16 protein-coding genes and 7 pseudogenes are annotated in these 17171 nt (G+C 70.3%); 14 read left to right on the top strand and 9 right to left on the bottom strand.

Features of this window, described 5'->3' with window-relative positions; translation table 11 throughout:
• Positions 1-11: 11 nt before the first annotated feature.
• Positions 12-221, bottom strand: coding sequence for a hypothetical protein (locus ACNJ93_RS33425; protein ID WP_418961217.1), 210 nt, complete (start codon positions 219-221; stop codon positions 12-14).
• A gap of 16 nt (positions 222-237) precedes the next feature.
• A pseudogene (locus tag ACNJ93_RS33430) lies at positions 238-603 on the bottom strand (FAD-dependent oxidoreductase); the annotation flags it as partial.
• A gap of 110 nt (positions 604-713) precedes the next feature.
• Between ACNJ93_RS33430 and ACNJ93_RS33435 the strand changes: the two are divergent.
• From ACNJ93_RS33435 to ACNJ93_RS33455, 5 genes and pseudogenes are all read left to right on the top strand, one after another.
• The gene (locus ACNJ93_RS33435) at positions 714-2093 is read left to right on the top strand and encodes an NAD(P)-binding domain-containing protein (protein WP_418961218.1); all 1380 of its coding nucleotides are present in this window, start codon (positions 714-716) and stop codon (positions 2091-2093) included.
• Positions 2090-3346, top strand: a complete 1257-nt coding sequence (locus tag ACNJ93_RS33440) for an MFS transporter (protein ID WP_418961219.1) — start codon at positions 2090-2092, stop codon at positions 3344-3346. Before ACNJ93_RS33435 ends, ACNJ93_RS33440 begins: the two co-directional genes overlap by 4 nt.
• Before the next feature lie 31 nt (positions 3347-3377).
• A pseudogene (locus tag ACNJ93_RS33445) lies at positions 3378-3649 on the top strand (HNH endonuclease); the annotation flags it as partial.
• 185 nt (positions 3650-3834) lie between these two features.
• Positions 3835-4269 carry a hypothetical protein gene (locus tag ACNJ93_RS33450; RefSeq protein WP_418961220.1) on the top strand — a complete coding sequence of 145 codons (435 nt, stop codon included), beginning with the start codon at positions 3835-3837 and terminating at the stop codon, positions 4267-4269.
• Between the two features lie 678 nt (positions 4270-4947).
• On the top strand, positions 4948-6282 hold the full coding sequence (locus ACNJ93_RS33455) for a PP2C family protein-serine/threonine phosphatase (protein ID WP_418961221.1): 1335 nt from the start codon (positions 4948-4950) through the stop codon (positions 6280-6282).
• 80 nt (positions 6283-6362) lie between these two features.
• Here ACNJ93_RS33455 and ACNJ93_RS33460 read toward each other — a convergent pair whose 3' ends face one another.
• Positions 6363-6716 carry a DUF5655 domain-containing protein gene (locus tag ACNJ93_RS33460; RefSeq protein ID WP_418961222.1) on the bottom strand — a complete coding sequence of 118 codons (354 nt, stop codon included), beginning with the start codon at positions 6714-6716 and terminating at the stop codon, positions 6363-6365.
• Between the two features lie 923 nt (positions 6717-7639).
• Between ACNJ93_RS33460 and ACNJ93_RS33465 the strand changes: the two genes are divergently transcribed.
• From ACNJ93_RS33465 to ACNJ93_RS33475, 3 genes and pseudogenes are all read left to right on the top strand, one after another.
• Positions 7640-8296 carry an HdeD family acid-resistance protein gene (locus ACNJ93_RS33465; protein ID WP_418961223.1) on the top strand — a complete coding sequence of 219 codons (657 nt, stop codon included), beginning with the start codon at positions 7640-7642 and terminating at the stop codon, positions 8294-8296.
• Positions 8297-8316: 20 nt separating this feature from the next.
• Positions 8317-8861: pseudogene (locus ACNJ93_RS33470) on the top strand (SHOCT domain-containing protein).
• 35 nt (positions 8862-8896) lie between these two features.
• Positions 8897-9115: pseudogene (locus ACNJ93_RS33475) on the top strand (DUF7144 family membrane protein); the annotation flags it as partial.
• A 133-nt stretch (positions 9116-9248) separates the two neighbouring features.
• Here ACNJ93_RS33475 and ACNJ93_RS33480 read toward each other — a convergent pair.
• Positions 9249-10097, bottom strand: a pseudogene (locus ACNJ93_RS33480) (universal stress protein); the annotation flags it as partial.
• A gap of 295 nt (positions 10098-10392) precedes the next feature.
• On the opposite strand from ACNJ93_RS33480, the gene ACNJ93_RS33485 reads away from it, so the two are divergent.
• Positions 10393-10605 carry a hypothetical protein gene (locus ACNJ93_RS33485; protein WP_418961224.1) on the top strand — a complete coding sequence of 71 codons (213 nt, stop codon included), beginning with the start codon at positions 10393-10395 and terminating at the stop codon, positions 10603-10605.
• A gap of 49 nt (positions 10606-10654) precedes the next feature.
• On the opposite strand, the gene ACNJ93_RS33490 is transcribed toward ACNJ93_RS33485, so the two are convergent.
• Both ACNJ93_RS33490 and ACNJ93_RS33495 read right to left on the bottom strand, forming a co-directional pair.
• Positions 10655-11722, bottom strand: coding sequence for a TerC family protein (locus ACNJ93_RS33490; protein ID WP_418961225.1), 1068 nt, complete (start codon positions 11720-11722; stop codon positions 10655-10657).
• Positions 11719-12276 (bottom strand): universal stress protein, encoded by a 558-nt coding sequence (locus tag ACNJ93_RS33495; protein ID WP_418961226.1) that lies wholly within the window; start codon positions 12274-12276, stop codon positions 11719-11721. Before ACNJ93_RS33495 ends, ACNJ93_RS33490 begins: the two co-directional genes overlap by 4 nt.
• Positions 12277-12425: 149 nt before the next feature.
• Between ACNJ93_RS33495 and ACNJ93_RS33500 the strand changes: the two genes are divergently transcribed.
• Positions 12426-12773, top strand: coding sequence for a helix-turn-helix transcriptional regulator (locus tag ACNJ93_RS33500; RefSeq protein WP_418961227.1), 348 nt, complete (start codon positions 12426-12428; stop codon positions 12771-12773).
• Between the two features lie 828 nt (positions 12774-13601).
• Positions 13602-13880 (top strand): hypothetical protein, encoded by a 279-nt coding sequence (locus ACNJ93_RS33505; protein WP_418961228.1) that lies wholly within the window; start codon positions 13602-13604, stop codon positions 13878-13880.
• A gap of 224 nt (positions 13881-14104) precedes the next feature.
• On the opposite strand, the gene ACNJ93_RS33510 is transcribed toward ACNJ93_RS33505, so the two are convergent.
• The gene (locus ACNJ93_RS33510) at positions 14105-14383 is read right to left on the bottom strand and encodes a hypothetical protein (RefSeq protein WP_418961229.1); all 279 of its coding nucleotides are present in this window, start codon (positions 14381-14383) and stop codon (positions 14105-14107) included.
• Positions 14355-14621, bottom strand: coding sequence for a hypothetical protein (locus ACNJ93_RS33515; protein WP_418961612.1), 267 nt, complete (start codon positions 14619-14621; stop codon positions 14355-14357). Before ACNJ93_RS33515 ends, ACNJ93_RS33510 begins: the two co-directional genes overlap by 29 nt.
• Before the next feature lie 143 nt (positions 14622-14764).
• Between ACNJ93_RS33515 and ACNJ93_RS33520 the strand changes: the two genes are divergently transcribed.
• The 3 genes and pseudogenes from ACNJ93_RS33520 to ACNJ93_RS33530 all read left to right on the top strand — a co-directional run.
• Complete coding sequence (locus ACNJ93_RS33520) at positions 14765-15430, top strand: hypothetical protein (RefSeq protein WP_418961613.1); 666 nt, start codon at positions 14765-14767, stop codon at positions 15428-15430.
• A 30-nt stretch (positions 15431-15460) separates the two neighbouring features.
• Positions 15461-15574 (top strand): annotated as a pseudogene (locus tag ACNJ93_RS33525) (ABC transporter permease); the annotation flags it as partial.
• A pseudogene (locus ACNJ93_RS33530) lies at positions 15571-15805 on the top strand (ATP-binding cassette domain-containing protein); the annotation flags it as partial. The pseudogenes ACNJ93_RS33525 and ACNJ93_RS33530, both read left to right, overlap by 4 nt.
• Before the next feature lie 97 nt (positions 15806-15902).
• On the opposite strand, the gene ACNJ93_RS33535 reads toward ACNJ93_RS33530, so the two are convergent.
• On the bottom strand, positions 15903-17066 hold the full coding sequence (locus ACNJ93_RS33535) for an MFS transporter (protein WP_418961614.1): 1164 nt from the start codon (positions 17064-17066) through the stop codon (positions 15903-15905).
• Positions 17067-17171 lie beyond the last annotated feature (105 nt).

Genomic DNA, 17171 nt, shown 5'->3' on the forward strand with positions numbered 1-17171 from the left:
CGCTGAGGGCATCAACGCACCGGCGCCCGGGACGCCAGACTGACCCGCGCCGCCTCCGCGAGCTCGACGGCGACCCGCACCGCCGAATTCCCCGCGACGACCACGACGCGCCGCCCCGTGAACGGGGTCGGGGCACGGTACTCCGAGACGTGCAGCAGCGTGCCGGTGAAGGTGCCGAGCCCGGGCAGGGCGGGCCGGTTCGGCCGGCCGAAGCCCGCCACTGGCGGTGACCACCGCCCGAGCCGCCAACCGTCGGCCGCCTTCGAGGTCCAGCGCGAAGCCGTTCCCTGCCGTGCGTACGGCCGTGACCCTGCTGCGGGTGCGGATGTCGGCGTTCAGGTGCTCGGCGTACCGGAGCAGGCAGGCCACCACCTCGTCCCGGTGCGGGTGGCGGTCCGGCTCGCCCGCGAACGGCAGCCCCGGTAGCGCGCTGTACCGGGCGGGCGAGAAGAGGGTGAGGCTGTCGTAGTACCGCGGCCACGATCCGGCGGCCTGTTCGGACGCCTCCAGGACCACCGGCCGGAGCCCTTCGCGCGCCAGGCTGTGTGCCGCGGCGAGGCCGGACTGGCCGCCTCCGATGACGGCGACGTCGACGTGTTCCATGTGAACCACCCCTCCGTTTCGATGAATGTCTATGTTGACGTCTATCGATATCTGGTGCCATGCTGAAGACGCAAGAGATCGACAGACGTCGAAACACAAGGGGACTCGTCATGAACGCCACCGCCACCGAGCAGCTGCCCGTCGTGGTCATCGGAGCCGGCCCGGCCGGTCTGGCCGCCGCCGCCCACCTGGTCGACCGTGGGCTGGAGCCGCTGGTCCTGGAGGCCGGAGAGCAGGCGGGCGCGGCGGTGCGCGAGTGGGCGCACGTCCGGCTGTTCTCGACCTGGGGCGAGGTCACCGACCCGGCTGCCGAGAAGCTCCTCGCCCCGACCGGCTGGGTGAAGCCCGACGCGAAGACCTACCCGACCGGCGGCGACTGGGCGCAGAAGTACCTGAAGCCGCTCGCCGACGTCCTCGGCGACCAGGTCCGCCTCGGCGTCACGGTCACCGGCGTCTCCCGTGCGGGCCGGGACCGGATCGTCGACGCCGACCGCGAGACCCAGCCCTTCGTCGTCCACGTCACCTACGCCGACGGCCGCGAGGAGCGGCTGTTCGCCCGCGCGGTGATCGACGCGTCCGGCACCTGGACCACCCCGAGCCCGGCCGGCGCCTCCGGCCTGCCGGCCCTCGGCGAGAAGGCCGCCGCCGACCGCATCACCTACCGCGTCCCCGACATCCAGGACCCGGCCGTCCGGGCCCGGCACGCGGGCAAGCGCACCGCCGTGATCGGCTCCGGAGCCTCCGCGTTCACCGCCCTCGCCTCGCTCGCCGACCTGGCCAAGAGCGAGGACGGCGAAGGGACGAAGGCGGTATGGATCCTGCGCCGGGGCATCTCCGGTTCGACCTTCGGTGGCGGTACCGCCGACCAGCTGCCCGCCCGCGGCGCCCTCGGCCTGGCAGCCAAGGCCGCCGTCGACGAAGGCCACGCGGACGCCCTCACCGGCTTCCGTACCGAGGCCATCGAGCGCGCCGCCGACGGCCGCCTGGTCCTGGTCGCCGAGGACGGCCGACGGCTCGACCCGGTCGACGAAGCCATCGTCCTCACCGGCTTCCGCCCCGACCTCTCCTTCCTCGACGAGCTCCGCCTCGGCCTCGACGAGCGCCTCCAGGCCCCGCTCGCGCTCGCCCCGCTGATCGACCCCAACCAGCACTCCTGCGGAACCGTCTACCCGCACGGCGTCAAGGAGCTGTCCCACCCGGAGCAGGGCGTCTACCTGGTCGGCATGAAGTCCTACGGCCGCGCCCCGACCTTCCTCGCCCTCACCGGCTACGAGCAGGTCCGCTCCGTCGTCGCCGCGATCGCCGGCGACCGCGAGTCCGCCGAGCGCGTCGAACTCGTCCTGCCCGAGACCGGGGTGTGCGGCGGCGCCGGCCTGTTCGACCAGCCCCAGGCCGACGAGGCGACCGACGGTGGCGGAGGCTGCTGTGCCCCGGCCCCCGCGCTGATCCAGCTCGGCACCGCGGCCCCCGCACCGTCCTGCGGCTCGTGACCGAACTGAATACCCGCACGAGCGGGGTCGCGACCGGGACGGGGGTCCGGTCGCGGCCCCGCGCCGTGCTGCCCGCACTCTGTGCCACGCAGATCACCAGCTGGGGCATCGTCTACTACGCCTTTCCCGTGCTGAACCCCCAGATCACCGCCGCCACCGGCTGGTCAAGCGCCATGACGATGGCCGCGTTCTCCCTCGCCCTGATCGTCTCCGGCATCACCGGAATCCAGGTCGGCAAGGCCATCGACCGCCGAGGGCCCCGCACCGTGATGACCGCAGGCTCCGTCGCGGGCGCAATGAGTCTCGTCGTCGTCGCGATAGCGCCGAACCTGCCGGTCTTCTTCACCGGCTGGCTGCTGGCCGGCTTCGCCATGGCGGCCACGTTCTACCAGCCCGCGTTCGCCGCCCTCACCCGCTACTTCGCCCCCGACCACGTCCGCGCCCTCACGATCGTCACCCTCGCCGGCGGACTGGCCTCCACCGTCTTCGCACCCCTCACCGCCGCCCTCGTCACCCACTTCACCTGGCGCACCACCTACCTGGTACTCGCCGCGATCCTCGCCGCCGTCACCATCCCCGCCCATGCCCTCGCCCTGCGAGCCCCCTGGCCACCGGCGCATCCCGCACCGACCGACATGGCCTCGACGCCGTACCAGGTGGTGCGCAGCCGCCCGTTCCTGCTGCTGGCCCTGGCGTTCCTGCTCTCGGCGTTCGCCATGTACGCCGTCGTCGTCACCCTCGTCCCGCTCCTGCTCGAACGCGGCTACACCACCACCCAGGCCGCGTGGGCCCTCGGCCTGGGCGGCGCCGGGCAGACCCTCGGCCGCACCCTCTACGCCGCCCTCGCCCGCCACACCCACGTCACCACCCGCACGGTCGCCCTCCTCGTCCTCGGCGCCGCGACCACCGCCGCGTTCGCCGTCGTCCCCGGGCCATACGGGCTGCTGATCGTGGTCGCGGTTCTTGCTGGTGTGGTCCGCGGCAACCTCACCCTCCTCCAGGCCACCGCCATCACCGACCGCTGGGGCACCACCCACTACGGCCGCCTCTCCGGCACCCTCAGCGCACCCGCCCAGACCGCGTCCGCCCTCGCCCCCTTCGCCGCCGCCCTCCTCGCCCCGCCCCTTGGCGGCACACCCCAGCTCTTCGGCCTGCTCGCCGGCCTCGGAGCCACCGCGGCGCTCATCGCCCTCGGCACCACCGTCCGCGCCCCAGAAGTCCCGTCACTGGGGAATACCGCCCGGTTGGAATGACGCTCCCCTGCCAGCCGGAGCCTCGGCGTAAACGCCGGCGCGGCGTGAGGCGTACGCGAACGACCAGGACGCCAGCACGTCGCCGTCACGGCCCGGTCGAACCGCAGCAAGGCGGACCAGGACCCGCGCGAGTAAATACCGCCGCTCCCGGATGCGCACTGCCGGTACGTCTCTGAGCGGGTCGGCACCAAGCTCCGCTGGGGCCTGTCGGCGGACCGGGCCGAACTCGACGCGCTGACCGTGTACGCGGAGGTGTGCGAGACCACCGTCGTCCACTACACGCCAGCTCTGTGGGGGCCGTAGGGCCTGCCTGGCCGCCGGCGGCTGGGCAGGCAACGTCGCCTTCTTCGCAGCCATGTGACGCTACTTGAGCAGCATGTGCAGGAGGGCGGCGACGCTCCCCGGGCCAGTTTTGAGCAGGAGCGGGAGCCTGGTCAGGACGCAAGGTGGGTCGTAGCGTGGCACACGGGGCGCGGGAAGGGGGCCGTATGGGGGGCTTCGATAGGGAAGGCTGGCGATCGGTGGCACGGGCCTACGCAGGTCTCGGTGTGGGCTTCGTCGGCCTGAGCATGGTGTGCGTCCTGTGGGGCGGGCCGTTCAGAACTGCTTTCGCTGTGATTGCTGGGCTGAGCGCGGTCCTCGCGCTGGCAGCGGCGGCCGGTTTCAGGCAGCTTGCTCCCGGAGGGAACCCGGTTCACGCGGATATGGCTCAGTTCGGCTGGGGGTTGCTGAACATCATGTGGACCGCGCTGTCGGTGCTGATGCCGGTCGCAGTATGTGTCTGGCTGTTCGTCATGGACGAGGAGTTCCGGGGCGAAGCGCTGAGCACGGGCGTCGCCCTGCCTGTGTTTCTGGTGTTCAGCGCACTCGTGCGGCAGGCCCACCGCCTGGCGGCCAGGACGTTCGACAAGAGCGTCCGATGAGGGTTTGGGGACTGGACCGCGAGCGCAGGCGTGCCCGGTCGGCACGGGAAGGGCAGGACTGTGCTGCCCCACCGACCGACGTCAGCGACGTCCAGGACGGGGACAAGAGCAGGTGTTGGCCCGTCCATACGCAGCCAGCCAGCCAGCCAGCCCGACCCGACCTGGGACGCCCGGCTCACCTGCTACGGCCCGGCCGGCCGGTGGCACCGAGTACGGGCCCCGGGGCGGACCTGACGGGGTGCTGCGGTCGGTCATGGATTCAGGGTGTGACCGGGCAAGACTGGCCGCACCTCCTCACCCGGCACCTCGACCAGGCCCGCTGGCCGGAGGGCCTTGCCCTTCAGGTGAGCTGACACCGGAAGACCTGAACGTTTCATGGCCCGTGAAGGGCCCGAGTTGCGAGGTGTTTGGGCTCGGTGCTTGCGGCAAGGTGACGCGTAAGGGACCTTCGTTGGTGCGTTGTGCCCTCGCATCCCCCGTGGGGGCGCAAGGCGGCGCGGCGTCTTTGCCGTGTCGGTGCGGCAGGGACCCCCGGTCGCCCTCTCGCGACGAGCGGTGCGGCCGCATGAGGGACGCCGGCACACGGTCACAGGGACATTCCGGGTGAGACGGGCTACCGCGGCGATCCGGCACGGGGCTGCCGCGCGGGCATGTCCGGGCCGGCCCGGGAAGGCGCCGATGGGGCTGTCCGATCACGGTCCGCACGCCGACTTCGGCATCCCGGCGAAGAGTCTCGGCACGCAGAACCTGGACCGGCTGGGGCAGGGGCTTCGGCAGATCGCCCGTACGCACGGCCGGATGCAGGACCTGCTGGACGCCGTCCTGATCATCAGCCGGGAGCTGGATCTCAATCTGGTCCTCCACAAGATCATCGATACGGCTCGGCAGCTGGTCGACGCCCGCTACGCCGCTCTGGGCGTCCTCGGGCGGGACGGGGGGTTCACCGACCTGATCACCTCCGGGTTCGGCGCGGACCTGACCGCCCGGCTCGGCGGCACCCTCCCGCACGGCACCGGCCTGCTCGGCGCTCTGGTACGCGATCCCCGGCCGCTGCGCGTGGAGGACCTGGCCCACCACCCCCAGGCTGCCGGCTTCCCCGAGGGCCATCCGCCGATGAGCACCCTGCTCAGCGTGCCGATCCGGGTCCGCAGCACGATCTACGGGAACCTGTACCTGGCGGACAAGAAGGGAGGCGAGGCGTTCACGGACGACGACGAAGCCGTTGTCACCGCCCTGGCCAGCGCGGCGGGCGTGGCGATCGAGAACGCCCGCCTGTACGAGCAGCTGCGCCGGGCCACGGAGGAGTTCCAGCGGCGCCTGCTGCCCGACATACCGCAGCTGGACGGTCTGGAGCTGCACGCGCACTACCAGCCCTCGACCGAGGCGCCGCGGATCGGCGGGGACTGGTGCGACTTCATCCGCCTGCCCGACCACGTGCCGTGTCTGATGCTCGGCGATGTTATGGGCCATGGCATCCCAGCGGCGGCTGTGATGAGTCAGATCAGCAACATGCTCCGGGTCATCGCGTTCGACGAGCAGGAACCGCCCAGCCGGATCCTGCACCGCCTGGACGCCGTCCTGCACGAACTGCACGGCGCGCCCATGGCCACTGTCATCATCGCCCGCCTCGAGACCGAAGGCACCGGCCGCCGCCTGCAGTGGGCCAGCGCCGGCCACCTGCCCCCGCTTCTTGTCACCCCGGGCCACGAGGCTCGCTATCTGCACGCCGACACCGGTCTGCCCCTGGGCGTCGACCCCGACGTCCCCCGCGCCGACCACGAAGAACATGTCCCGGCGGGAAGCACCGTCCTGCTGCACACCGACGGCCTGGTCGAACAACGCGGAGAATCCCTCGATGCCGGCATGGAGGAAGCGGCGGGCATTGCCGCCACTTACGCTGGCAAACCTCTCCCGGACCTCGTCGACGCCCTTGTCGAAGCCCGCGCAGGCACCTTCGAGGACGATGTCGCACTCCTCGCCGTCCGCATCACCCCCAGCCCCGACAACAGCTGACCTCGTACGCATCCACTCCCAGCCGCAGAGGCGGGCCGCGTCCGGGCGGACGCCGGAGGGCACTCCGTTCCTCGAGGTGATCAGGTCGCGCGGTCGGCGGTCTCGATGAGCCATGCGGCGACCTGGTCGTCCAGGTCGTCGAGTGATTGCACTTCCAGGTGGTGCATCCAGTGTCGGGGTGCGGGGTGGGACACCTGCTTGAAGCGGGGTGAGGGGTCGTGTCTGTCGAGGGCGATGGACAGCACGACCTCGGCGGTCGGCGCGTGAAGGTAGCGGCTTGGTGTCCAGAGATAGGCGAAGCCGCGGTGCCGGCGGAAGGACACCTGACTCTTGGAGACCCGGACGTCGAACGGCTCGTCGAGCAGGGAGCGCACTCGCTCGAAAACCGCCAGTCCGAGGCCGGTACCTCCGAAGAACTCTTCGACGGTTGTCACGTGGCCATGATGCCGAGCCGGACCACCGACGCGGTGGCGACAGGTCGCGGGAGCCCGGGCCGCGCTCTGTTACGGCCGTCGGGCTGCCCGAAGCCGCTACCGGGTGACCGGGAACCCAACCGCCGTGATCGACGCGGGACTGGGCGGAGTGGACGAAGCCGGTCACGTCCTCCACACGGTGGGTGATCCACGCCACGGTCAGTCCGGGTCGAGGACCGGGTGCTGATCGGTGACCACCACTGCTTTTCGAACGTCCGGGCTGCTCGTCATGCCGGTGCCTCGAAGGTGTAACGGACCGGACCGAGTCGCGCCCTCTGGGGCAAAGGAAAGGATCACGTACAGCAGATCGCCTCGCACCTCCGCGGGCTCGTGCACACACGGGTGACGACTTCGACCTCGGGCTGCAGCAGCTCTCCCTGGACCTTCCGCTCTTCCGCGATGGGCACCAGGCGGGCCCGCACCCGTCTCGAGCGGGTGGGGAGCTCGGTGTTCCTGCCCGTGCCGCGTGGGTAGCCCCCAGAGTCTGGCAGATCCATCCCCAAGGTGACTCGCCAACGGCCGACTGAGTGGAGGAAGCGATTGCGGCTCTCCCGCGTGCGCCGCAGGTCTGCGTCTGCGCCCTCGCACGGTGCCGACCCTTCTGTCCCGCATGAGGGGAGGCGGCGAATCGGTGATGGGTGCACACTGGTTCTGGAGCACCGCGTGCCCCACGAACTGGCCCTGCGAGAGGCGCCTGCTGCACGACTGGAGCCCTTGAGGAATCGACCGGAGCACCGGCCGGCAAAGCTGAATGCCGCCACAGCCCCTCTGGGTGCACGAACCGAGGGCCGCCTCCAGCCATCGACTTGCCCCCGTCAAGGCGTGCCGCGAGCCGTGAGGTTCCGGGACGATCCGATCCACAGACGCGAGCGGGAGGAGGACACATGTCGATGTCTCACAGCTCCGAACCCCTCGCCGGACAGGAGACCAACGCTGCCGGCTCGTCCCTGCCACCTGCGATCGATCCGGCGGACCAGCTGGCACGTCTCGGCCAGTCCTGGGCCTGGCTGGTCGGCGCCGCGATGGCCACGCTCGTCCCGGGCATTCTGATGCTTGTCTGGCCGGATGCCACCCTGCACGTCCTGGCAGTGCTCATCGGGGTGTACCTGCTGGTGATCGGCGGCTTCCGGTTCGTGTCCGTGTTCGGACGTGACAGCGACCGCATGCCCGGCCTGATCGTGGCCGTCCTGTTCGTCCTGGGCGGGGTGCTGTGCCTGAAGAACCCACTCCAGACGATCACCGCGCTCTCCCTGATCGTCGGCGCCGTGTGGCTGGTGTCCGGCATCGTCACCCTCTACACGGCCGTCGCGACCAAGAACATGCCACACCGCGGCATCGTCATGGCCGTGGCGACTCTCGGCATCATCGCGGGCATCGTCGTCCTGGCCCTGCCGGCGGAGTCGGCCCGGGCCCTGACCAGGTTGCTCGGCCTGTGGCTCGTCCTCCTTGGCCTGGCGGAGACTGCGGCCGCCCTGGCCTGGCGGTCCGCTTTGCGCAGGACCAGCATCACAGGCCCCAACGTGTCCGGTCCGGCCCGCTGAACACCTGCACCGGAGCAGTCATGTACCTCGCCTACGACTACCCGCTGCTCCACGTCTTCTGGACGATGTTCTGGTTCTTCCTCTGGATTCTGTGGTTCATCCTGCTCTTCCGGATCATCACCGACATCTTCCGCGACTACGATCTGAATGGAGGGGGCAAGGCAGGCTGGCTGGTGTTCGTCATCCTGCTGCCATTCCTGGGCGTCCTCGTCTACGTGATCGCCCGGGGGAAGCACATGGGTCGGCGCGAGATCGCCCAGGCGCGGGCTCAGCAGAAGGAGTTCGACGCGTACATCCGCGAGACCGCGGCCGGCGGCACGCGCCGCCCCAGCAGCGCGACGAACTCGCCAGGCTTTCCGAACTCCGTTCGCGAGGGGACATTACCGCCGAGGAGTTCGACAGAGCCAAGGCACTGGTGCTGGCCGACGCCCGGCCCGCCCCGAGTTCCGGGCCCTCCGCACCGCCGTCGCCGACCCTTCCTCCTGACCGACCGCGAAGCGAGGGATCTCGATGGCCACCACACGGCCGACCAGTACCACCCGACAGACGTGGGCCGGTGGACTGACGTCTTCGCCGCCGTCATGCTCGGACTCACCGGTTTCGTGGGGCTGGATGCACCTCGCCCTTGGCGTCATCGCACTCATTGTGAGTCTCGGGCTGTACCGCACCGCCACATGGGCACGCGTTGCCGGCGTCGGTATCGCCGCACTCGTCATCATCGCCAACTTCCTGTCCCTGCCCTGCCACCCGGTCTGGTCGATCTTGATGATCGCCATATCGGGATGCGTCATCGGAGCCCTGTGCGTGGTGAAGCGCGACGAGGGCCCGCTGATGTGGAACGGCCGCGTCGGGCCGTACGCGATGCTGTCGCCGAGAAGAGGTGAGCAGGTACGACGCGCCTGTACCGGGGCGGTTGTTCACCAGAGCGTGCTGGCTGCTGGGGCCACGGCGACGGGCAGAGGGCGTGGTTGAGCACCGCCTGGCTCACCGAACCGAGCAGCAGGCCGGTGAAGCCCGCGCCCACGGGCGCCGACCACCAGCAGCTGGGCGGTGCGACTGGCTTCGATCAATGCCTCACGGGTGCCCTGTCGCACCGTCCGGCGTTCAATGTGCACGTCCGGGTGGTTTTTCTGTTGGCCTGCGAGGGCTGCGGACGGCAACGACGCTTCGCGTTCGGCCAGCGCACCGGGCGAGCCCGCGTACGGCAGGGCCGGGTCGGCCGGTGCGGGCAGCTGTGTGTTCAAGGGGGCGAAGGCGTACAGGGCGAGCAGGTCGGCTCCGCGCAGCGCCGCTTCGGCGAAGGCGAACTCGATCGCGCGTTTCCCGGCCGGCGATCCGTCGACGCCGAGGACGATGGGCCCCTCGGCGTTCCCTGGGGCCCGTACCACGAGGGCGGGCAGTGGCCGCGGCCGGCCAGGTGTACCGCGGTCGAGCCCACGAGCAGGCCGACGAGGCCGCCCATGTTCCGGGAGCCGACCACCATGAGCTGCGCGGTGCGGGACTGTGCCTCAAGGACCGTCAAAGGCTCGCCCGTGACGACCGCGGAGGTGACCGTCACGTCGGGGGCCGCTGTCCTGGCGTGCTTCTCGGCCTCGGCCACCAGGCGCTGGGCCATGTTTCTCAGGCCGCCGTCGGGCGGGCCCGGTTCTGACGGTCCCAGTGGCACGTGCATCGCCGGTCAGATGAAGGCGTGGACCAGGTGCAGCTCGGCGCCGCGCCCTTGGGCTTCTCGTGCCGCGGTCTCGACCGCGGTGAGACTCGACGCCGACCCGTCGATGCCGACTACGGCTCGGGCAGTCATCAAGACTTCCTCGGTTGTGCGGAGTCGCCCGGCCGGGCGATGCGGTGGCCCCGAGGCTGCCGGTACGGGGTGGTGAGCGGGTCGGGGGCGGTTCGCTGCAGGGGTCGGAGGGGTGAGGTGTGTCCGGTCAGGGGGACCGGGCTGATGGCCGTCGTGGTGCCGGTGCGTTCGGCGAGGCGCTGGATGCGTTCGGCGGGCCGGGCCCGGTAGGGGTTGGGTTGATGCGGGCGGGCACGACCAGGGTGGTGGTCTGGACGGGCCGGCGCGGGTGATGGCCGGCATGAGGTGCGTGAGGATGGCGTGGTTCTCGGCCTGGATCCGGCGGGAGCGGGCGTGGCGCAGCAGGGCGTTGATGCTGGAGCCGGTGCTGCGTACGACGGCCGCGGCGATGACGCGGTGTCCGGTGCGGGCGGCGAGGTCGGCCGAGGGGGCGGCCACGGCCCGGTCGGCGCGGGAGCCGGTGAACAGCGCCAGCACGTGGCCGCCGGTGTCCAGGGAGAAGGGGTGAACGTGGGCCTCCAGCGGGGGGACGGCCGGCCGGGGTGTCTGGGCCGTGGTCATGGTGAGTCCTTGGTGTGCGGGCGGCGGCTGGCAGCGGGCTGCTGGCGTGCGGGAGCGGCGGTCGGCCCGCCGGCTTCTTCGGTGCTGCCGCTGCCTGCACCGGACCCGACCGGCTGCTGGTCGCGGTTCTTGGACTGGTTGCGGGTGGCAATGAGGGACCAGGCGATGGAGACGGTGATGGTGACGGTGATGACGCCGAGGGTGAGGGGGATGGGGAGCTTGCCGACGGGGGTCTCGGAGAGGATGAGCTTGACGCCGGCGAAGGCCAGCAGGACCGCCAGGCCGTAGTGGAGGTAGGCGAAGCGGCGCAGCAGTCCGGCCAGGCAGAAGTACAGGCTGCGAAGTCCGAGGACGGCGAAGGCGTTGGCGGTCCACACCAGGAAGGTGTTGGTGGTGATCGCCAGGACGGCGGCGACGGAGTCGATCGCAAAGATCAGGTCGGTGGCTTCCACGGCGACCAGGACCACGAACAGCAGCGTCGCGACCCGCTTGCCGCTGATGCGGATGAAGAACTTGTCGCCGTGGAACTTCGGGTCGGTGGGGATGAGCTTCTTGACCAGGCGGACGATGGGGTTGCGGTCGGGGTGGACCTCCTCGTCCTTGGAGACGGCCATCTTCCAGCCGGTCCAGATCAGGAACGCGCCGAACACGTACGCCGTCCAGAAGAACACCTGCAGCAGCTCGGCGCCGACGAAGATGAACACCAGCCGGGCGGCCAGGGCGCCGAGCACGCCCCAGAACAGGACCTTGTGCTGGTAGGCGTCGGGGACCGCGAAGAACGAGAAGACCAGCGCGAAGACGAAGACGTTGTCGATCGACAGAGCCTTCTCGATCAGGTAGCCGGCATAGTACGTGGAGGACACCTCCCCGCCCTGCCACGCCAGCAGGATCAGGCCGAAGCCCAGGCCGATAGCGATCCAGACACCGCTCCAGATCGCGGCCTCCTTGAAGCCGATGACGTGGTTGTCGCGGTGGGCGATCAGGTCGACGGCGAGCATCACGCAGATGCCGAGCGTGACCGCGGCCCACACCCACAGCGGGACGGCGAACGACAGGTCATTCATCGCTGAACGTCTCCTCTCCAAGAGCCGGTCGGCAGGTCACCTGCGAGCGGCACGGGCGAGCGCAGGGGCGCCCAGGAGGTGGGGGCGACCGCGTGGACGTACGGGCCGCCGCGCAGGGCCGAGGCCTCGATCAGGGCGAACGCGTCGAGCCCGTGCGGGCCGCGGCGGGCGGCCACCACGTCGGGGGCCCGGTGCCGGGTCGTCAGGGCAAGCAGCTCCTTGGCCGCCGCCAGCCGTGGGCCGTTGCCCGGAGGCAGGTGGAAGACCTCGGGTATGTGGCCTGTGGCGTGTGGTCCGACCTTGGGCATGACCCGGGCCAGTACCGCCCGCACCGCCGCGGAGGCCGGACCGAGGGAGGAACGGCGTACGTGCGGGGGCATCACGGCGATGAGCAGGAGCGGAACACGGCGGGCCAGGGCCATCCGGGCGGCCGCCTCGGCCACCGCCACATCGTCGATGCGGTCGGTCAGTACCGCCGCCACCGGCTGGACCAGACCCGCCCGTGCGAGGCGGGGAGCACCGTCGCGGTGGGGGTGGGAGAGCAGTCGGGTCATGGTACTTACCGCCTTCCTTAACGGGAGGAATCCCCTCAAGCGTCACCCGTGACACCGATACCCGTCAACAGTTACGCGAAAATATTTTCGCTAATGCAGGTTCGCGTGAGTGGGTGTATATGCGAAGCGGGATTCGTATGATGGAGGGCATGGCTAGCTCATCGGCACGCGGCGACCAGTGGACGTTCCTCACCAATCACGCACGGGTGCTGCTGTGGATCGCCCGCGACCCCGAGGTGCGCCTGCGTGACATCGCCGCCGGGATCGGCATCACGGAGAGGGCGGTGCAGATCATCGTCGCGGACCTGGAAGCGGCCGGATACCTGACCAGGACCCGAGTGGGCCGGCGCAACCGCTACACCATCGACGACAGCGTCGCCCTGCGCCACCCCGCCGAGGCTGACCATCCCGTCGGAGACCTCCTGGGCGCCTTCCTTCACCGTGAGGACACCCCCGATGCCGAGCCTGCCGAGCCGGAGGCGGCCGCGAGGGCGTGAGCGGGGAGCCGCTGTCGTCCGGGGCGCGCGAGGCCATCGCGGGCGTCGTCGACGCGGTGCACGCCGGAGACGCCGTGCGGGCTCGATCCTGGGGGAGGGGCCGCCCGCTCTATGTGTCACGAGCCGTCACGTCTGCCCCGTGCGCTTGTCGTTCGGGCAACGTACACGGCCCCATGGGGCAGGTCAGGGCTTCCGATCCGGATCGACAGAGCTGAGCTGTGCCAACCACATGGTCAGCACAGTAGAACCGCTCGGCCAGTAGCCGTTCCGCCGCGCCTCGACCAGGTGCTGCGCGGTCCGCTCCCGTGGCTGCCCGCGGCGAGCGCGGTGCCGGCGGCGGCGGACAGGTTGATCGGCAGTTGGTCGCCGGGGCGGAGTTCAGGTCCCGACGGCGGCAGGCCCGGATGACCTGCACTTGGTCGCGGTCCCTGTTCGAGAGGAGGGGCTGGCTCGTCGCGGGAGCGGTGGAGGTGCGCACCGGATGTCGGGTGCGACGTCGGCAGAAACACGCTGTCGGTTTCTGTGCAATCAGCAAGGATTGCGAACTCGCCTCCTATGATGAGGAATGAGCAAATCGCAACCTGAGCCGGTGCGACGCAAAAGGCCCACGCATTTCTCGCTTCGGCTGAAGCCGGAAGACTACAGTGCCTGGGTCCCCCAGTGGCTGGAGAAGGACGGAAAGAACGCGCCGCCGCTCGTCCGGGAGTGCATTAACTACTACTACGCCCGGATGCTGATCGACCGGCGCCAGTACCGCTGCGCCGAGGCCCTCCTGCTCACGGCCTCGCATCGATTCCCGCTGCCACGGCCGGCGGAGCCTCCGCTGCGGTGCTTGGCATCATGGGTGCCGCCGTTGTGGTCATCACAGGCCTGAGGAACATTTTCGACTGGCGTCACGGATGGGCCAGGGCCGCCACCACCTTCGTGGCCATGCAACACGAGTACGTTGACTGGGCCGAAGAAAGAGGCGCATACGACGGCCTTTCCGCCGAGGCCAGCAGCAGTTTGCTCTCAACGAATATCAACGCCATCGTGACCCGTGCAACCTCCGCATGGGCGGTTGCGCTCACTGCTAGCGAAATCAGCAGCGGAAAGGGGGGCTCCTGAGCCCAGCCCGTACACGTCCAGCGCGCCGCAGGCGCTAGCCTCCATCGCAGCAATCAGGCTGCGCTTCAGCCAGTCGACGGCCGACAAGTGGGACGCCGAGGCCAGAGGCTTCAGCTCGGCCTACGGCGCCGACATCTCCACCCACAGGGCCAGTGATCACGGGCCACTTACGCCGGGGTCGGTGCCAGTCAGCGGTCTGCGTCACGGTCCGGGGCGGCTCAAGATCAGGCCCGTTCTTCCGGGGCTTCGCTTCGACGGGCCTGCGAGCTGCCCGGGCGGGGTGCGTCACGGTGATGCGGCAAGTCGTCGTCCGAGAGCAGTCGTCGCGTCGCTCCCGCCGCGAAGTCGGACACGGTCGTCAGATCGTCACCCTGGTCGATTCTGCGGATGCATGCATCGACAACTGCCTGGATCACCGCCACGGTCAGCTCGGGCTGTGGCTGCCCCAGTTCGCGCACGACCCGGGCGAGCGCCTCATGTAGCGAGATGTGCAGATTCTTCACCCGCTCCCGCGCCGACGGGGAGCGAGTCGCGCGAGAGCGCGGCCCGCCACCCGTGGGTGCCGCGAGCCGCCTGTTGGAGGTTGGCCCTGACGTAGGCAGCAGCCTGGGCGGCGGGCGTGGTCTCGGCCGCGATGGCCTGCTCCACTGCGTCGATCCAAGCGGCGAATTCGCGGGTGACGACGAGTTCGAGCAGGTCGTCGGTGGAGTTGAAGTAGCGGTAGATGCTGTTGCGGGCGATCCCGGCTCGCGTGGCAACCGGCCCATCTCCGAACTGCCTTCCGCCGACGTGCCGGCCGCACGGGCTGCCGGACCGGCTCCGGCCGTCTGCTGCGCGCGTTCACCTGGATCGCGGTCATCGAAGCGTGCACGTGGACAGGTCTGCTGGTCGGGATGTACCTCAAGTACGTTCCCCGAACCCACGAACTCGGCGTGCGCATCTTCGGCACCCTCCACGGTGCCGCCTTCATCATCCACAATCTTCGCCCTGCTGGCCGCCGTACCCCCGTTCACGACTGTCGCGTTCGAAATCTGGGCCCGCCGCACAGGCAGGCGCCCTCGGACGGCCGTGGCCTCGAGCCCGACTCCAGCCCTGTAACCGCAGCCCGCAGAGGGACTCGATCGGACACGCGGTGCACATCATCGCCATTGCCGTGGCGGGCCTCTGCCGGGCGGGACAGCCACCGACATCACACCAAGAACCGAGAGAAGACAGGAATGATCATCGCCGTCACCGCTTCACTGCCAGCATGCGAGCCACCCTTACCGACGTGCCGGGGGCTGCGTAACGCACGGCTGCTGCGTCCCCGCAAGGGCGCACACGGGTATCTGGCCGTCCTCGACTTCGAGGACGACGCCCGCATTCACCGCCTACACCTCGTCGGAGGCGTTCCGCGCTGCGCACGCCGATCCCGCCGACTCGCTCGCCGACGACCACCACGTCACGGTCCTCGAAGCGGTCACGCAGGACTGACCGTTCTGGTCCCACGGGCGTCGGAATGGCTCGCGCGGCCGAGCCGCGCGGGGATGACGCAGACCGGTGCCTGCTGACCGCACCGCGGCAGCGGTGACCGCCGAGTCGCCACCCTCCCGATCCCGGCCGTCGTGATCACCCTCCTCGGCGCGCTCGGTCCCGCCCTGTCCATCCGCCGCATCACCTCCGTCGACCCGCTGACCGCCCTGGGGAGCGCCTGACCCTGACCGACATCACCCTCACTTACCCCGACGGCGACACCCGCTGACCGCCCTCGACCAGGTCAGCCTGGAGGTCCCCCAGGGCAGCTTGATTGCCGTGGTGGGCCCTCCGGCTCCGGCAGGTCCAGCCTCCTCGCGGCCGCCGCCACACTGATCACCCCCGACGTCGGCACGGTCACCATCGACGGCCGAACCACCACCGGCTTCATTCCGGGACGAGCCCAGCCAGCAAGGGCGTCGGGCTCGGCGGTGCGGTGGCCTGCCGCCGGCCGGGCTGTTCAGGGTTGCGGATCACTGCCGGAGCGGGCGAGACCGGGAGGGCACGAGGCTATGCCGGTCGTGGCACCTTCCGTGCCTGACGTCGTACGGCGGTGGCGGTGAACGCGGCGGTGGCGCCTGCGGTGGCCGCCAGCAGCACGTATCCCCAGGTGTAGTCGTCGGCGGTTCCGTAGATGGCGCCCATGACCAGGGGCGGGAAGAATCCGCCCAGTCCTCCGGCGGCGCCGACGACGCCGGTGACCGAGCCGACCCGCTCCGGGGGCACGAGGCGGGCGACCAGCGCGAATACGGCTCCCGATCCCGCGCCCAGGGCGGCCGCCATGCCGAGGAAGGCCAGTGTGCCGATCGGGATCAGTGGCAGCTCGAAGGAGGCGAGGAGGGCAAGAGCAGCCACGGCGGTGTACGAGGCGACGAGGACGGGCACGGGGTGCAGCCGGTCCGAGAGCCATCCGCCGACCGGTCGCATCGCGACGGCGAGGACGACGAAGCCCGCGGTGCGCAGTGCGGCGTCGGAGCGTCCGAGGCCGTAGGCGGTGGTGAGGTAGGTGGGCAGGTAGACGCTGAAGGCGACGAATCCGCCGAAGGCCACGGCGTAGAGGAAGGCCAGCTGCACGGTGGCGGGCAGGCGCAGGGTTGTCGCGGTGCGCGCCAGGAGCGAGCCGGCCGCTACGGCTCGGCCGGGCTTGTCGCGCAGCAGCAGGTGTGCCGCCACGGCGTATGCGGCCAAGAGGCCGGCGACCAGGTCGAAGGGAAACGCGTACCCGGCGGCGTCGCCCAGCTGCACGGTGGTGAAGGACGACAAAGCGGTACCGCCCGTGCCGATGCCGAAGATTCCCAGCGCCAGTCCGCGCCGTTCGGGCGGGTACCAGGCGTTGACGAAGGGCACGCCGATGGCGAACGTCGTGCCGCCCAGGCCGAGGAAGAAGCCGCCCACGAGCACCTCGGGAAGGGAGTCGGCCAGATGGCCGAGGTAGAGCACCGGCAGGATGGTGAGGGCGGCGACGAGGGGGAACATCCGGCGGGCGCCGACGCGGTCGGTGAGAGCGCCCACGGGGATCCGGCCGAGCGAGCCGACGATCACCGGTACCGCGACGACCAGAGACTGCTGAAACGACGTCAGGGCCAGATCGTCGCGCAGGCTCGGGCCGAGAGGGGCCAGCAGGGCCCATGCCCAGAAGCAGAGCATGAATCCGGCCGTTGCCAGGACGAGCATCCGCGCCGGCTGCCCGGCGAGCGCCGCCCGGTCTGTCTGCGGAGAAGAAGCACGACTCAAGGGGGAACTCCTCCTTGCCCAGGACGGGATGTCCCGCCGTTTCCA

Source organism: Streptomyces tritici (assembly GCF_048500665.1).
GTDB lineage: Bacteria > Actinomycetota > Actinomycetes > Streptomycetales > Streptomycetaceae > Streptomyces > Streptomyces tritici.

Coding starts and splice junctions, on each gene's coding strand:
- ACNJ93_RS33490 (WP_418961225.1), bottom strand. CDS start 11,722: ATGAATGACCTGTCGTTCGCCGTCCCGCTGTGGGTGTGGGCCGCGGTC.
- ACNJ93_RS33535 (WP_418961614.1), bottom strand. CDS start 17,066: ATGCTCGTCCTGGCAACGGCCGGATTCATGCTCTGCTTCTGGGCATGG.
- ACNJ93_RS33455 (WP_418961221.1), top strand. CDS start 4,948: ATGGGGCTGTCCGATCACGGTCCGCACGCCGACTTCGGCATCCCGGCG.
- ACNJ93_RS33465 (WP_418961223.1), top strand. CDS start 7,640: ATGTCGATGTCTCACAGCTCCGAACCCCTCGCCGGACAGGAGACCAAC.
- ACNJ93_RS33485 (WP_418961224.1), top strand. CDS start 10,393: ATGGCGTGGTTCTCGGCCTGGATCCGGCGGGAGCGGGCGTGGCGCAGC.
- ACNJ93_RS33500 (WP_418961227.1), top strand. CDS start 12,426: ATGGCTAGCTCATCGGCACGCGGCGACCAGTGGACGTTCCTCACCAAT.
- ACNJ93_RS33495 (WP_418961226.1), bottom strand. CDS start 12,276: ATGACCCGACTGCTCTCCCACCCCCACCGCGACGGTGCTCCCCGCCTC.
- ACNJ93_RS33450 (WP_418961220.1), top strand. CDS start 3,835: ATGGGGGGCTTCGATAGGGAAGGCTGGCGATCGGTGGCACGGGCCTAC.
- ACNJ93_RS33435 (WP_418961218.1), top strand. CDS start 714: ATGAACGCCACCGCCACCGAGCAGCTGCCCGTCGTGGTCATCGGAGCC.